This window comes from Vibrio cionasavignyae (assembly GCF_050337155.1).
Taxonomy (GTDB): Bacteria; Pseudomonadota; Gammaproteobacteria; order Enterobacterales; family Vibrionaceae; genus Vibrio; species Vibrio nomapromontoriensis.
On sequence record NZ_JAKJSR010000038.1, the window covers coordinates 1 to 16,104 of the forward strand.

Genomic DNA, 16,104 nt, shown 5'->3' on the forward strand with positions numbered 1-16,104 from the left:
CCATAAACGCTAAGATTTGAGCTAATGGGTAAGTCATATCGCCTTCTCGATGAAAAGAAAGCTTACCGATATCAATACCCATTATCCCCATCGGTCGGTAGCCCGTTTGGTTTTTGTTCTCAAATTGCAATACGATATTTAAGCCAAGGTGGTTTTCTAATATCCCCATTTTGTCAAATGATGCCGCTCCAACCCTTCCATGTCGCCACGAGTAGACAATTTGCCGGTTTCGATCAAAGTAAACTTCCGCGTCTTGAGGTTTGAGTAAGAAAAGCAACCACGCTCCTAAAGATAAAGTGCACATCAGGGCAAGGAAGCCTGTCGTCGAGAGAAAGCTATCTAATTTTCCGAGTTGCTTMAGCGCTCTCATATGAGTAAACAATGTCACACTACCGTCTTGCTCAAAATAGATGCTGARACCTTTAATGGAATTATCTGCGAGAGCTATCCCGCGCCGATAAATATCTTCTTTTTTCTTATCTCCTTCCTTTTGTGCATCTGAAAGGCGGTTTATGTATCTGGCTTTGTCTTCTTTATAGCTTTCAATCATACGCTCAGCTCGAGCCTTTTGAGACTCAAAGTCATATTTGTGGCTGGAATCGTAGAGAAAATACAGGGTTAATATGGTTAGCATCAGCATCCATGGCACGACAATGGTATTKCGGCGAGTATGATAACCAGTCCTTAACGTCAACAGATKGTCATTGACCGTCATAAASGGTTCGAGCGGGTCTTTCATCGGGACGACKATCACTTCTGCTCGAAATTGCGCCCACCATTTTGAAAAAGGTTGCGCTTTGGTTGTGAATATTCCTCTAGAGCCGCGATTCATTTAYTTYCCCCAAGGTGTTGAGTTTGGTTTTTCATCAAGCATACCTATTTGACTCGTGCTTATGTRGCCGCTGTTGGTTAAATAGCGTTTTGGCACAATGGTGTTTGGTGTCGGTTCATAACACCAGATCAGACGCGCTGGATGCGAAAACTCGACATTGACCGTGACATGCAGGCCGTCTTCTTTGGCGATACATAACGTCCTATCTTCAAATGCCGCCGCCAATGCACTCCTGAAGGTTTCGGTCATAGCCTTATCGGGATCTGGGACTGAGTAAGCCGCGTATTTGGCGTCATCCAGTTCACGAAAAACCGAACCATGCAATTGAGATATGTTCATTTTAAAATCTGGCAAAACGAACACATAACTGAGCTTGTAACGATATGGCGCTGAACCATACGGACGAATACTGTTATCCACTATTGAGAGTTTTGGTGCGTAGAAATAGTTCAAAAACTCCTGAGACTCGACGTTCAATGCGGCATCAAAGTATTTGATGTTATCAGATGTCACTGCTTTGTTGTTATCAGATGCCACAGCGGTGAGAACATCTATCCTCTCTTGAACAGTATCAATGTCTTCTTGCTTTTTAAAATCACTCCAAAATGGATAATACTTACTCGTCCCCCAGAAAGAGCTGTAGAGCAAGTTTTCAAAACTATTTTTGCCAAATCGGTCGATTTGATATGCGCTAAATAGGAGGCCAGCAAGACCAACGACTAATAATATGACTCCAACAGGGCCCTTGATGACAGAAAGGGCAATCAATAGACTGGAGACGCCACCAGTCAGATAGCCCAGAGAAGCTTGTTTATTGCCTGATCTATAACTAGTAAAAACATCCCAGAAGTAAATAAATGCCATTGCTACGTTTGCACCTACAACAAGTCCTTTTATCGGCGCTGCTGCTAGACGCGTATCTAGACGCTGACTGTAAGCTTGTAAACTGCGTACTCCGAGCTTTTCAGCTAACTGCTTACTCATATTCGGTAACTGCTTTTGAAGAGCAAGAAGTGCCCTCTCAGTGCCACGTGCTGCAACATTTACTCCCTTAGCACTATACTGGCTAAGAGTAATACTGTCTGCGGTAATTGCCGCGAGCGTAGACAACATTTTCACCGTACGATACACATATTCTTTATCATCATTAACGGGATCAAGTGTATCGAATTGTGTTTGAGCTAAAAGATCATTGATGGTGTTCACATTTGCTTGGTACGACCAATAGGTCAGTCCTAAGCCTGCACTTTCTTGAGCGAAGTGGAGAAGTGTTTTGGTAGGGAGCTTATCGACCATCTTTTTGAGCCATTCAGGTGCTGATGCTGTTGGCTCAGCTTCCAGCAATTCGAAAATACGTTGCTCTGCTTGGTTTGCTTTCATTTCAGACCAATTGAGAAGCTTTTCTCCAAATTGCACGTTTGATTTGATCGAGCTTTTTTGACCTGTTTGTTTATCGATTAAGTTTTCGATGTCATCGAGCGCCACGTTGACTCGATTCCCCGTAAACCGAACTCCTAATAAGGCATCAAATAATGTTGGTAAGGTTGATCTATAAAAACACTCTAACCCAGAATTTCCCAGTAACTTAGTGCCATAAGTGAACTCGGCTTGTATACGAGCTAAATAATTGCCTATAGAAGTTAATACTGGAGGAACCGCATGGTGCCAATTTATTTGTTCTTGAGGTTGAAGAAATACTATCTGAATCGCTTTTAGAGCAATTCCCCACACCTTATCTAATGGGGTGAGTTCTTCTGTATGAAAGGCTTCACCAACCCATCTATCCATGCTTTCAATACCTTCTTCACTTGCGGTCACGCCTTCAAAAAGCGACCCAAGAAGGAGCAGCAGTTTACCCATCTCGGCAGCAGGATCGATAATGCCTTGCTGACGAATATCAAAGTAGTGTCTTAGATAGCAAGTAAGCGAGCCAACCTCATCTTCAGCGCCTTTATCTGCAACAAAGTAGTTCATTAGAGCAAGCAACTTCTTACGTTCTGTCTTTTTGTTGCTGATTTCATCTTGATAATCTGCCAAAAATACTGGGAGCCTTTCCGTATCAAGGTTTTCCTCTGCTGCTTTTTTGACTTCTAAAATATCGCTTTCAAGACACGACTGTGCGTATTGACCAATCGTCAAAGGGTATTGGTTGACACTTACATAGGCTTGCTGCTCAGCAACATTTTTCGAGATGGCTTTGGAGATATCACGCTGACGACCAACAGGATCAAACAAAGCCACCAACGTACCATCTTTATGCTCGCTATGGCTTTTTTGCATGGTTTCTACTATGCCTTCAGCCGCAAGGTGATAACTTAGTGCGGTGGTGGCCAAATCAAGGCCATGGGGCATCGGTTTGGCGCTGTCTTTGTCTGCCAACCACTTCTCATCGTTATTACGATAATCTTCAACCAATTTACTCAAGTTATCTTGTGTGGCTTTTTGGCTGAACTCCGTGTTCGGTGCACTTAGGTCAACCCGCTGCATAGACTTTCCACGTAACTCCTCATCATCGTTCATCTTATCGATGATGGCAGCTGACCATTCATGCTCAGAGTAAGCAATGGATATGTGCTTGGTTTCTGCGGTGACGAACGCAAAGGGATAGAAGGTGGAGCCAGATGATGTATCGAGCGTTAAACCATCTTGGGCGTTTTCTTCATTGGTAAAATAGTACTTCTCAAACTTCTCAATCACCCCCGTTGGGGTGTCGGTTTGAGCGTACTTAAAGATATGAAACGGCTGCGCCTCGTCTTCTCCTTCTTCCTTAATGTATATCCAACCTTCACGGAGTAAGCGAAGCAGATAACCGCCCGTTTCGTTCAACCCTGATGCGGCGACCATATCAGTCATGGTCGGTGGCGCTTGCGCTGGCATCAGCTCGCCAAAGAAGTTCGCGTAGCCATAGCGCACCGGATAAATGGGGATCACATTTTGAATCACACCAGCCACTTCATTCATATAAGGCTCAACCGTATCAATCGATTGAGTGGTATTCACTACCGCGGGTATGGCTCGATTTTCTGTCGCATATAAATTTTCTGGCGCTTTAGTGACGTGCACATTGGTTGTGTTAGCAAGTAGAAGTGAAGCTTTAGTCTGAAGTTTGGTAAACGTTCCTGAAATTAACTTTGGTAATCCCTTCATATAAGCGTTTAGCGTATTAATATGCTTATCGAATACATCTTCAGATAAATACGCATATTGAAGCTTACTGGCTTCATCACGTAAGAAGGTGAGTCGAGCTTTGATTTTACCGAATAGAGCTTCGAATTCATCATTGATGGTTTTTTGCGCCGCTTGCCATTCATAACGGCTTAAGTAAGTTTGTGGATTGCCCTTACCACGTGCTCGCATATACGCGAGCATTCGGTCAGCATTTTCATGGGGTGCCAGTCTTAGTAACACAGAGAGTATTTCGCCCTCCTCTAATACAATCGGAAGCGTGTACGCCAAAAGCACCTCTGTCGTATGGGGTAAAGGCTGATTTAAGTGGCCAATAATGGCGGTACACGTTTGACCAAACTCATAGGCAGTTTCAGGATGAAAATGGCAGAAATGCAACTTAATTTCGGTTTCTACCATATCTTGGAAGAATTGATCTTCACTCAAGGACGCGCCAATACATCCCCAAGGGGTACCAACCGTATCAATTTTAGTCGGTTGCCAAAAGCCACGCCCACCCTTGCTTGCCATGTCAAAAAATTCATCATCTGGCGTTGACTCTGAATAACGAGGGTTTTCTCTGCGTATTGGCGTGACGACAAAATCATCTTGGCTTTCTTGCGCAACAATTTTGACTTTTCCTGGTTTTAGCTCCGCCGTCGTGCTTTTGCCATTCTCATCTAAAATGCCGGAAGTCACCGGCGCACCTTGCTCATTCATTAGTGTATATTGGGCATTGGTTAACCGTTGTCCATTAGGGTAACGTACACTCACATCCACCACATCGGTGCTTTCTAAATCTTCATCGACACTGACCGAGGGGTTTTGTACCCCCCCTAAACACATGGTATTAGCCGCGTTCATTGTCATTTGGTCAGAAAGGCGCGCGACGCCTTTACCTTCAATGAGCACATCCGGCGAAGCAGAAATAAACTCAGCTTCAGCTTCAATAGTACCGGAAGATATACCTTTCTTATCGCCGCCTGCATCACCCGTACTTTTTGAAAACGTACTGCCTTTTAGCGCTATGCTATTACCTCCATCTGCACTGACCGAGGTTGAACCACCCGCTAAATCTGCCGATTTAGCATTATTGCCATATGGAATAGGAACAACTGGCTTGCCGACTGTCGTCAAACAAACATCGGGTAGCGTTGCGTTAGCTTCGCCTCCTGAGCCTTTGTGAACAACACTCAACCCATTTGCGGCTATCGTTACTGCCATATGTAATAACTCCTTGGCTAATTTAAAGTGATTTTGGTGGCTTGAATTCTCTGCATTTTTTCAGCAGTGCTATTAATCGTTTTAGCAGTCGTCTTGATGCTACTATTTTTCGCCGTCATCGTTATTTGAGCGTCACCAGAACGTATAACAACCTCTTCTTCACCTTGTATCTGCATTTTTTTTGAACGAAAGACAAGGCATTCACTGCTAATCAAAGAGGTGTAGATATTAGTGAGGATGGGAAGGTTAATATCACCAGTGAAGAACTCAATACGACAATCCAGTTGGTTGTCAATCGCCAGTTCAATATCAGACATCGTAAATGCTCGCCCGATACTTGCCCAAATAGGTTGACCCAAAGGGTTATTTTCAAAGTCTACTTTGACTCTATTTAAGTCCTGATGAAGTTCGATCACCCACCCGAAACGTGAATTCAATTCTGGGGTGTGCTCTGGTTGCTCATACATGCGCATTACTTCGTTGATGTAAATATCGAGCAATGATATCAATTAAGTTAGAGAAGACACTTTTTCTAACCATCTGAGATACGTCGACTCTCCCCCTCGTTTGCAATGAACTTATAGTTATTATGACCATCACACTAGGTAATATAAATATAGCGTTAGCCATAAGGCATAAATCACCAATAACATGAAAATCAATAATCGAGATATGCGTCACGCTTTGTATTTTTAGGATACACTCGCTGCTCACGTCATTCTCGAAAAGTCGCATAAAAATCAGAACAAGCGGTATCAAATTGGTAGTAGCGACAAAAACCAGCCCAAAGGCGTCTGGCACAAGGCACCATTTTAAATACGTTCTACTATTGATAGACTTCAAGCAACTGTTGAAATTTTAGATCAATCAAAACATACGTAGCCGCGTACATAAGAGCAAGTGTGACCCCACTAACAGTAAGGATCAACTTTGGTGACACTACTCTTTTTAGAGGCTTCTTTAGATACTTAGCGTTCAAATTAACGAGAGAAACTTTCTCTTGTTCAGCTAACCTATCATCACGAACCAAACGATAAATTGTGCTACCGATCTCAGCTAACTTCTCATTGCCACGTTCTTCCCGACCATATTTACCTTGAAAGCCCAATTGAAGTAGCAAATAAAGAAACTCTATCACATGGCGGTATTTCCTAGGATCTGTCTTCAAACGTTCAAGAATGATAAAGAACTTATCACCGCCAGACGTTTCGTTGTGAAATTCAGACAGTAAACTGTTTTGGCTCCAGTAACTGTTCGCACCCCATTCTTGTCGACACACTGATTCATCCATTGCCGCACACAAGCAATAACGAATAACTAAAATCGATGCACGATCAAGCTCCATATCGTTAAGTTTACGTTCACCCTTTCGTATTTCACGCGCGACTTGTTCTCGAAACGGCATCGGATCATCTAGCCAAGGGATAGAAGACATACATGACAGGCTTGCGATCAGCCAAGTAAATTGGTCAACAAGTGGGTTAACACCCATGTTTTCAATGTTCAAATTACGCACTGAGATGTTGCGAGATAAATCTGGAGCAGGCATTACCTCCATTGGCTTGCCTGGCTCAGGTTGGAATAACACTACCGTCGCATCGGTTTCTGCGTAACTCATAAACGGACTGCCCATAGTTGCAGTGATAAATTCGCGAAGTCACCGGCTACATGAACCGCAATAGCAGCGGCATTCTTAAGCGCAGCCCACTCTTCACACGCTTTATCCAGTTCGAAATAGGTATAACCAGCATGATAAGGAAGTGATCGGGGTACGACAGGCATAGGTTTAATTTCGATACCCGGAAGCTGTAAGTTAATCAAATCGCGAATATTATCAATCGAACCAATCTTCGTTTGGCTAATAAATTGCGTGTGTAAAACGTCCAAAGTAACGTCCGCTTTAACCGCAAGAATAAACGTAGTGTTATCCACTAATTTGCTATCAGTAATGGCCGCTGTGCGAATGCCATATTTTTGTTCGGTTAGTGCCAGTGGCACTGCACGTTGCTCAGACATCACACTCAGCGTCATCTTAGCGCTTTCTAATGATCTCGATAGACACGAGGTTAAATCACCATGATTATATTTAGTGAACTCTTGAGGACGTCGAGATACAGAACAAAGGGTTGATAACTCTCCTTCCGCTTGCACAAGCTCGCGATACAAAGATTCAGGATGTACTCCATCAACACTCGCAAAGTGCCAAAACAAAGGCTCATAACGGTTTAATGCTTGCAAAAGCATAAAATCAGACACCGAAGAAACACCTTGTTGATCAACAACACCGAGTCGTTGCACGATAGATTCGGCTCTGTGCTTTAACATAGAAGCAAACTCTGTCGCGAATTTGCTCAAAACGACGGAAGCATGAATATCGACGCAGGTTGGAATGAAGCTATCGTCTAAGATGACACTTCCATCTGGCTTTACTTCAGAAATCTTTAAAATAGGGATCGAAGTATAAGCACTTTTATCCTCATGGTCATATTTCAAGCAAAAGCTAAGTTTACCAACAATAATACTCGCCATATCTTCAGAGTCGTAACAAGCATCAACCGCTTCTTGCGACTCCATATTGTACCGTGCACCGTTTTGTTTTGAACCAAATAGCTCCGAGCGCTCTGAGGGTAACGGACAACATAAGTACACCACTTTGTCCGCGATAGCAGGATCGACATCTTTCACTTCTGGCAGTTCGGCTAACAAAGGTAAGTCGAATGGTGTGCGGTCTTGTAAAATCCCTTCAGCTCGAGTAATGCCTATTTTTCCAAGAACCAACAGCTCGTTATTAATCTCTAACCGTTTAATACCCCAGTGAAGAGGAGAACTATAGGAACTCAACATATTTGACAGTTTACTTTGAGAACGATCTAACTGTTGAAAATGCTGAGGCTTCATGAACATCCCATCTTGCCAAACAACTGGATTGTATAAAGACATCTATCTATCCTTTAAAAGTAAACTTGTTCAATACCGCGAGTATTATTTGATGACAATTTGCTATCTTCTAATTTAAGCCTCAGGAAGTACTCACTTTTCTCTTCAATTACTTCTACTTGACGCCATGAAGAGCCGTTTATATCTCTAAATGCGACCGAGAACCCAACCGCTCTTGTCGATGGGTCAAGCACCAGCATTTCACTGACCACATCACCTGGTTGCAATTGATATTCATAGCGCTTTATATACTCATCCCCCAATGATGCTTTATCATTTTCAAAAAGAGCAAAAAAATCCAAACTTCGAAACAGAACGGGTGATGTCAATTCGTGCACACGTAAGATCACTGGGGAGGATTGACCGCCCTCTCGTTGGTTGAGATTCGATGATGCTTCAATCACTAATTCAATCGATGATGTTTCAGGTGTAATACCTGATGACTCCTTAAATTGGTCCCACATCGAGCAACCTGATAGCAATATAACCCCAATACATATGGCGACACTACGCATGACTTTCCTTAGTTGATTTGTTATATATTTCTTTAATTTGACCTTGCAACGAAGTCTCATGTAACTGACGTCGCTTATGTGTGTAAAACTCAGTATATTCTGACCACAACTTCGATTTTGTAGTAAATATAGAGCCTTTAACATAATCATCCTCAAATCGCATAGGATCCGTTATAGTTGATTGCTTGATGAGTAAATCACTAACTGCTTTGCTATAAATGGTTCGGTGCTTTTGAAGTTCATCTAATATTTGTTCAATCAATTCTGTAGGCGCCAGTAAATCTTGACTATTCAATATCAGCATTAGCTCAGTTAGATTCGCCTCTTGTTGTATATTTTCTGGCTCATCTTTAATCAATTCAATTTCGCGAAGTTCTTTTTGTAAGTTATCCATACATAAGCGAAGACAGGTTCCCATCTGTTTAAAAAACTCAGGTTCCTTACTAATCAAATCAGCCTCATTAATACCAAGCCCTTCGCAGAACGCCTGTGCTAAATCTTTCGTAACAACAAACTGACCTAAGTCTTGAGAACTATCATTCCCCAACTCTCCCTGAAGATTGCTCGTAATCTCTTTTTCATTATGCGGAGTGGGTTCTTGTGCTGTAGGTACAAACGGCTGCGTTACTTCTTCCCACTTTTGGCGACTGTCTTCACCAACATTAAGTTGGCTTGGTTTACTTCCTACACCTTCAAGTGATGGATGCGTTCCTTCTACTTTGCCCTTTTCGCTCGAGTAAGCATTTTGATGATGAATAAACGCTCCATCTGGTTTATCTTGATCCTGTTCTAACTGAGTTTTCAATTTTTCCATTCCCATCCAATCTTCTGGGATTAGACTCGACAACTCAATTTCAGAGTGAATACTTAGGCTATCGTCTACGATCTGGCGGCTATTATTAATCGAATTGACCTGACTGCTTTCAAGATTATTTTCATCGCTGATTAAATGGTCATCTTCGCTATGCATAGAAAACTGAAGGTGTGCGACAGGGTCATGGCTCTCGATTTCATCGAGTTTTGTTTCCATAAATATATCTTCAAGCGAGCCTACCTGAACGCTTTCTTCCACAACCACTTCACCCAGATTAACTAATGGATCCGTCGAGTCTCGTTCAGGTGCAATATCAGATGCAATATCTTGTGTCGCTACAACTTGCTCTAGGGCGATACTAATCTCGTACTGCCCCATTGATATAATATCGCCATCACAAATCGAGACAGGTTGATTTTTTAGGATTTTGTTACCATTAACTAAAATACCATTAGTGCTAACATCACTGATATAAAATGTATCCCCGTAAACACTAATTAAACAATGAGTACCCGAAATAAACCGGTTATGGTCTATGAGAGATAAAGTACAACCAGCAGAGCGACCAATTGAACCACCACTTTCAGGCATTTCAAACTGCTTAACACCTACGTATTCTTCTGGGCACTTTGAAATAAATAGAACGAGCTGATTTAAGCGCATTATAAGCCTCTAGAATAAGAGTGAAACTGTCAGCTCAACACCGCCGAGGCCACTATTGTAGACAGGATGAATGTAAGACACTTGTGGAATTATTTGTAAATGCGCATCCGGGCTACTACCCAATTTGATCACACTACCTATCGTTGCTACAGCGCCCAACTCAAATTGTTCAACATCATCAAGCTGATTACCATATTTATACCCATCTTTGTCTACTTCCCATCGATTTGAGTATTGTGAAAACCCAGCAGAAAGGCCAGCACCGATATAAGGTGTAAAGATACTCCATGAATCTAGGGCAAACTGAGGAACAACGCGAAATTCATAGTTCGTGACTTCTTGATAAACACCATTGCTAGGTGCCTCTATTTGCTCACTCAAATAATTAAAACCTAACCACCAACGCCAACGGTTGTTATTTTTATCGATAGGACGAGTATGAACGATTCCATAACGTAAAGAATCCTTTTGACCGCTAGAACCTTGATCGTATTCCATACTTTCAATTGCTAGCATATTCACTGAAATGCCATATCGTTCGCCTTTCGCAACCGCAAAAGATGAAAACAGGCACACAACTGAAATCAGCCCGACATTAATTGGTTTTAGCATTTACTTCCTCTAGGTCGTTCCCCTGGTACAATTTGGAGGAAAGATAACAAGTATCTCTTTTTTTTCAACCCGCTAATAACCACCTCGAACAAATAAGTCAAATTACCTAACAATAAATGTCAAATACCTACTGATATGAACATTGTAATCTTCTCTTCATTACGAAAATAAGGATGACGTACCGTAATCAACTCGTAAGCCAACATTTCAGGAAAGCTCTTCAAACAACACAGGATTCGCCTGGTAAAGAAAATTCACTAATATTTAGAACCAAAAAATGATATCTTCGTTCCACTTTCTCATACTTTTTATCCACTGCAAAAATAGACAAGTATCGATATATAATTCTAATTTATTCTGGGCTCACAAATTATTACACTCATAAATTTATTTATAAATCAATATAAAATCCAAAACTGAGATTAGCATCACAATTAATTGAATTTAATTGTTAGCCGAGTTTATAGTTATTTAATTTTATTTTTTTGCCGATAGAATTCATCAAATAAAAATCACTAAAAATCACTAAAAATATCGCGCATTCTGAATATGCAGAATGACAAAATTATAAATAAGAACTCAGTTGGAACCAACATTCATGATTTTTACCGACTTCGCAAGAAGACCTATCGACGAAACTTTGCCCAGCGGGATCAACCCAAACAATTTGGAAGAGTTCAACGAAATAAAGCAACAAATAAACAACCTAAATAAGGTAACTGGTCGCACTTCGTGGAAATTAGTCCAAACATTATCGAAGAAAATCCTCGTATCACATAGCAAGGATTTTCGGTGCAGCTGCTACTACACCGTTGCAGCTAATCAGAATGAAGGGCTAAAAGGCTTAGTTGAGGGGTTAAGCTCGCTACTCGATCTTTGCGTTGTTTACTGGTTTAGTGCTTTTCCAGAACACTCAAAATCAAACGCTCGGATTAGTGCCATTGAATGGATGGTAGAAAACATAGAAAAACGAATTCAGAAAAAAAATGTGACCCAAGATGACCTTCCTTTAATTGAAGCTAGCCATCAGCTTTGCATTCGTATTGAAGAAGAATTACGCCTCCATTATGGTATTAAAGCACCTTCACTAGGTAGAATCCATCGCATTTTAAAACGTTGGATAGAGGACCTGAAAGAACGCAAGATTCGAGATATTGCGATATTAGAACAAAGCAAAAAAAAACCCGTTCACTCAGTTCCGGTTATATCGCCCCCTGTTGGAGTAAGTATCGACATCCCTTCGAGTGCATCCAAACAGCCGCAAGAGGAAGCAAAGCTTAACCCTAGTAAACACGCATCTGGACGACTGGCAATCTATTCAATGATAGGGATTATAGTAATAGCGTTAGTCTCTCATTTTGCTCATAAACAGCACACCTATTTATCGCTCGAAAATCAAATCGCGCACGCGTCCATAACTGAACTCAAACCTGTATTAGACTCGTTAGGTTACGACAATCATATCTATTCTAGCGACTTGAGAAGCGCTGTTGTTAAACGGCTTGACTTACTGCTTACAGATTGGGCTTCCGACCCGATAAAAGTCAGTGAGGTAAACACTATCTCTGCGCTCACGGAACAATTAATTGTACTTTACCCTGACTCATCATCAGCACGACTTCTACACGAAAGTTTCACTCGTCAGCGGATTAAATTTGAATCAGATTTTCAAACATTACTTAATCGCTTTACATCTGCAAGAACCACATTTGCCAACGTTAAAATAAACAATTCTGACTCCGATTCGGCTAAAGCATACGAGTATAGCAACTCTTTATTCCCGCTTCTGGGTCGAATTGAATACGCAGAAAAAAACGCAAAACAAGATGAGCTTGACCGCTCTATCTTAATTCTCAATACGTACTTATATAAACTTAATCAATTACAAGCGTCTATTGGCGTACAGAAAAACAACTAATCAAAATAGAAACCAAGGCTTATGTTCAAACACAAACTCTTTAGAAACCCAGTGATTGTTTCCAGCGCTGTGGCAGTGCTGTTATCAGCACTCATCATCGCCATTTATATTATCTGGTTAGATAACTCTCAAAAACCTTATCTTTGGCTTGGTTTAGGTGCTATTGCTTTCTTATACGCAATTTTTCAAATTACTCTTTGGTTCAAAAAGAGGAACGGCACCTCAACTCAAAAGTTGGAGACTGAAGATGAAGCGCTTGCGATGGTGATTAAACCACTTCTTGACAGCGCAAGGAAAAAGCCTATTTATCTGTTGATTGGCAATAAAGGGTCGGGCCGAAGCCAATTTTTAACCAACTCTAACGCCATTAAACCAATAGACAAAAATCGCACAGCGAAGAACGATTTCTTCGAATGGTACGAATCAGATCATGCCGTTTACATCAAACCTGATCACCGTTTGGTATTCCAAGATATATCAAGCAGTGATGAGTCATTATGGAATAGGTTGATTGAAGAGATAATACGTCATAGACCAAGAAAGCCTTTTGCTGGGTGCCTGCTTTTTATCGACTTCGAATGTCTTATCGTTTCTGAACCTGAACAGCTCGATTATATTCAAAGTGCATTACTCGAACGCCTTAAGTCTATTAATGACAAAACTTCTTCAGCGCTTCCTGTGTACCTCATGATGTCTAAACTAGATAAACTAGAAGGCTTTAAGGAATACATACATTTCAGCTCTTTGAAAACAAACGTGGAGTTTCTATCTATTCCTCTTAAAGACGCGAAAGGCGTTATCACTGAGTATTATAATGATAGTTACCGTAACCTAGTTAAGGTGATGGAAGTTAACGCTCTGGACTCTTCCGCTCACTCTAATGACGTTAGCGAGAAACAAGCCATTCTCTCTTTCCCTAAGCAATTCGAATTGTGCCAAGCGGAGATCAGTTTAATTGTAGAGCGAATTTGCCAAGTAAACACCGGATCATATTCACTAGATTTAAGAGAGATTTTCTTTAATTCGAGTCTTCAAGGGGGGAGGAAGTACAACTTACTTGCTAAAAGTTGCAGTAGCTATTTTAATTTGCCAATTATTGCTTCTGAGCACACACAGTTAGCCGAAACGCCCTACTTCACTCGATTCCTTATTGACGCAAAAATATTGCCAGAAAGTGACTTTGCTGGTGAAAATAAAACTCACCTTCGCTTAATTCAAAAGCAAAGCCGACTTGCCTTTTCACTGTGCTTTGTTTTACTTGTAGCAAGTGGATACTTCTTTGCTACAACACTTGATAGCAACCTTCGCGTAATCAATCAATTAATCGGCATTGAAAATAAAGAACAGGTAACCCAAGAGCAAATTGAGTTTACTAAGCTACTCGTGCAAGCCAATGATACCGTTCAACCTTCGTATAACGCCTGGCTCACTGGAACGAAAGCACTCGACCAAGAACTAGTGTCGATGAATGTAAGTCGTTTAGATAAAAGTACCAAAATTGCATATCAAGCGTTACTTAATGAAGTATCTCAAAAGTTAATGCCAGTAATTGAGAAAGGCTACCGAATTCAATTAACTCAAAATCAAGATGAAGTTCACCGTGCTTTGCCACTCTTAAAAGGGTATTTAATGCTTAAAGACCCATCTAAGCGTGATCTGCAGTTTCTTCGTCAACAAACACTCGCTACCTTAACTTACTTGAGCGACCAACCTGAAGTCATTAATGAAGCAATGAACTACTTAGACGCGTATTTCCGAACCAAGTTTGAGCCAGTCCCAATTAATATGGACATAGTGCGTGCGACGCGTCGAAACTTACTTGCAAACTCCAATGTTGATCTTGTTTATGCAAGTCTATTGCAGCAAGCTCATAGTATTGACTTAGGTAGGTTAGACCTAAGTCGTGTCGTCGGATTCGATTTCAATAATGTGTTCACCGATTCTCAAGAAAATGACCGCTTGATCATCGATAAAATCTACACATCCACAGGATTCAGTACCTTTTATCGTCCGCGAGTCGATCTCATGTCTCAGCAAGTGATCAGCGATAACTGGGTTCTTGGCTTATCAAATCACGTTATCCCAACACCACAAGAGCAAGAAGCATTTAAAGCTGATGTACGTAAAAAATATACCGATGATTACATTAGTTACTGGAGGAACGCCCTCAGTGAACTAAAAGTACGCCGTTATAACGATGTGGGGCAATTAACGAACGCCATTGACCTTATTTCAGGACCATCATCACCGATGACAACAATCCTCAAACAAGTTTATACCAACACTCAGTTTTCTCCAGTAGGAGAAAACAGCGCTCTTTTGTCACAAGTTAACCCTAAATTGCAAGAGGTCGTTGATACTGCATCAGCAATAACAGAGGAAGTCGTTAAACCAGACTACTTACTGGTAAAAAGAGTGGAACAAGCCTTTTACTTGTTAAACCAATTACAGATTAGTGAAACTCCTAATTCACCTACTCCGTGGGACGAAACGATTGCTGCACTCAGTCAAGTACGCACCTACATGAAGAATATTGCAGATGCTCCAGACCCTCAGATGGCAGCTCTTTCTGCAGCTCAACACCGAATGAACAGTACTGACACCGATCCAATCATTCGATTAAAGCAAATCGCTCAAAAGTCACCTGAACCCGTAAAAAGCTGGCTCCTAGGCATTGTAAACCAAAGCTGGTCTGTCATGATCGCAGAATCGTCTAAGGGAATACAAACGCTGTGGTACAGTAATATTTATACTAAATTTAAAGATTTGGGACTTAATAAATACCCATTCAACCTGACATCAAGTGAAGAGATTTCCCTTGAAGACTTTGAATTGTTATTTGCTACAGGTGGGTTACTCGATTCCTTTATTCAGAAAAACTTCGCGCCCTTTTACGACACAAACTTGTGGCAACCAAAAGAAGTTGAAGGTCAAACGATGCCACTATCTCCAGAACTTCTTGTTCAGTTAAGAAATTATAATGTCATTCGAGACACTCTAATCAACAAAAACACCAACAGAGTAAGCATCCCATTTAGCGCTAAAGTCCTCGATCTTGACTCAAGTGCCATTCGTGCACGCGTTAATATCGCCGACGTCGATATTAGTTACTATCACGGACCTAGTAGAATTCGTGAACTTCAATGGCCTCCTCAAAATGGGGATTTTAATATCAGCATTACAATCCAAGATGTAACAGATGAAGGCAAACAGCACGTATTAAGTAAGAGTGGTCAATGGGCTATATATCGCCTGTTCGGTGATTCAACACTAACAAACACTCATAACGGCAGTTTCATCAGCGACATCAAGGTTTCGGGTAGAGATTTGAGCCTACGTATCACCCCTCTTACCCAAAAAAATCCGTTTACTCTAGCGGAACTTTACAATTTCACACTTCCAGAAACTATATAAAAACAAAAAA

At 41.2% G+C, this 16,104-nt stretch carries 10 protein-coding genes; 2 read left to right on the forward strand and 8 right to left on the reverse strand.

All coding sequences use genetic code 11. The features are described from left to right. The 8 genes from L4D74_RS24020 to L4D74_RS24055 all read right to left on the reverse strand — a co-directional run. Positions 1-832, reverse strand: an 832-nt coding sequence (locus L4D74_RS24020) for a hypothetical protein (RefSeq protein WP_428754928.1), incomplete at its 3' end; no start/stop codon positions are given. After that, positions 833-5,221: a PAAR-like domain-containing protein gene (locus tag L4D74_RS24025; protein WP_428754929.1), complete on the reverse strand. Its 4,389-nt coding sequence runs from the start codon at positions 5,219-5,221 to the stop codon at positions 833-835. 17 nt (positions 5,222-5,238) lie between these two features. Continuing rightward, on the reverse strand, positions 5,239-5,688 hold the full coding sequence (locus L4D74_RS24030) for a hypothetical protein (protein ID WP_265677168.1): 450 nt from the start codon (positions 5,686-5,688) through the stop codon (positions 5,239-5,241). A gap of 359 nt (positions 5,689-6,047) precedes the next feature. After that, positions 6,048-6,839 (reverse strand): type IVB secretion system protein IcmH/DotU, encoded by a 792-nt coding sequence (icmH, locus tag L4D74_RS24035; protein ID WP_265677169.1) that lies wholly within the window; start codon positions 6,837-6,839, stop codon positions 6,048-6,050. After that, the gene (gene tssK, locus L4D74_RS24040; protein WP_428754930.1) at positions 6,836-8,161 is read right to left on the reverse strand and encodes a type VI secretion system baseplate subunit TssK; all 1,326 of its coding nucleotides are present in this window, start codon (positions 8,159-8,161) and stop codon (positions 6,836-6,838) included. The genes icmH and tssK overlap by 4 nt, the downstream gene beginning before the upstream one ends. Positions 8,162-8,172: 11 nt before the next feature. Further along, positions 8,173-8,673, reverse strand: a complete 501-nt coding sequence (tssJ, locus tag L4D74_RS24045; RefSeq protein WP_265677190.1) for a type VI secretion system lipoprotein TssJ — start codon at positions 8,671-8,673, stop codon at positions 8,173-8,175. Continuing rightward, positions 8,666-10,150, reverse strand: coding sequence for a type VI secretion system-associated FHA domain protein (locus L4D74_RS24050; protein WP_428754931.1), 1,485 nt, complete (start codon positions 10,148-10,150; stop codon positions 8,666-8,668). The genes tssJ and L4D74_RS24050 overlap by 8 nt, the downstream gene beginning before the upstream one ends. 9 nt (positions 10,151-10,159) lie before the next feature. Beyond that, positions 10,160-10,762, reverse strand: coding sequence for a hypothetical protein (locus L4D74_RS24055; protein ID WP_265677206.1), 603 nt, complete (start codon positions 10,760-10,762; stop codon positions 10,160-10,162). A 598-nt stretch (positions 10,763-11,360) separates the two neighbouring features. Here L4D74_RS24055 and L4D74_RS24060 point away from each other — a divergent pair. Beyond that, positions 11,361-12,680, forward strand: a complete 1,320-nt coding sequence (locus L4D74_RS24060; RefSeq protein WP_265677207.1) for a type VI secretion system ImpA family N-terminal domain-containing protein — start codon at positions 11,361-11,363, stop codon at positions 12,678-12,680. Positions 12,681-12,701: 21 nt separating this feature from the next. Then, on the forward strand, positions 12,702-16,094 hold the full coding sequence (tssM, locus tag L4D74_RS24065) for a type VI secretion system membrane subunit TssM (RefSeq protein WP_428754932.1): 3,393 nt from the start codon (positions 12,702-12,704) through the stop codon (positions 16,092-16,094). The last annotated feature ends 10 nt before the right edge of the window (positions 16,095-16,104 follow it).

Coding starts and splice junctions, on each gene's coding strand:
- L4D74_RS24030 (WP_265677168.1), bottom strand. CDS start 5,688: ATGTATGAGCAACCAGAGCACACCCCAGAATTGAATTCACGTTTCGGG.
- icmH (WP_265677169.1), bottom strand. CDS start 6,839: ATGAGTTACGCAGAAACCGATGCGACGGTAGTGTTATTCCAACCTGAG.
- tssK (WP_428754930.1), bottom strand. CDS start 8,161: ATGTCTTTATACAATCCAGTTGTTTGGCAAGATGGGATGTTCATGAAG.
- tssJ (WP_265677190.1), bottom strand. CDS start 8,673: ATGCGTAGTGTCGCCATATGTATTGGGGTTATATTGCTATCAGGTTGC.
- L4D74_RS24050 (WP_428754931.1), bottom strand. CDS start 10,150: ATGCGCTTAAATCAGCTCGTTCTATTTATTTCAAAGTGCCCAGAAGAA.
- L4D74_RS24055 (WP_265677206.1), bottom strand. CDS start 10,762: ATGCTAAAACCAATTAATGTCGGGCTGATTTCAGTTGTGTGCCTGTTT.
- L4D74_RS24060 (WP_265677207.1), top strand. CDS start 11,361: ATGATTTTTACCGACTTCGCAAGAAGACCTATCGACGAAACTTTGCCC.
- tssM (WP_428754932.1), top strand. CDS start 12,702: ATGTTCAAACACAAACTCTTTAGAAACCCAGTGATTGTTTCCAGCGCT.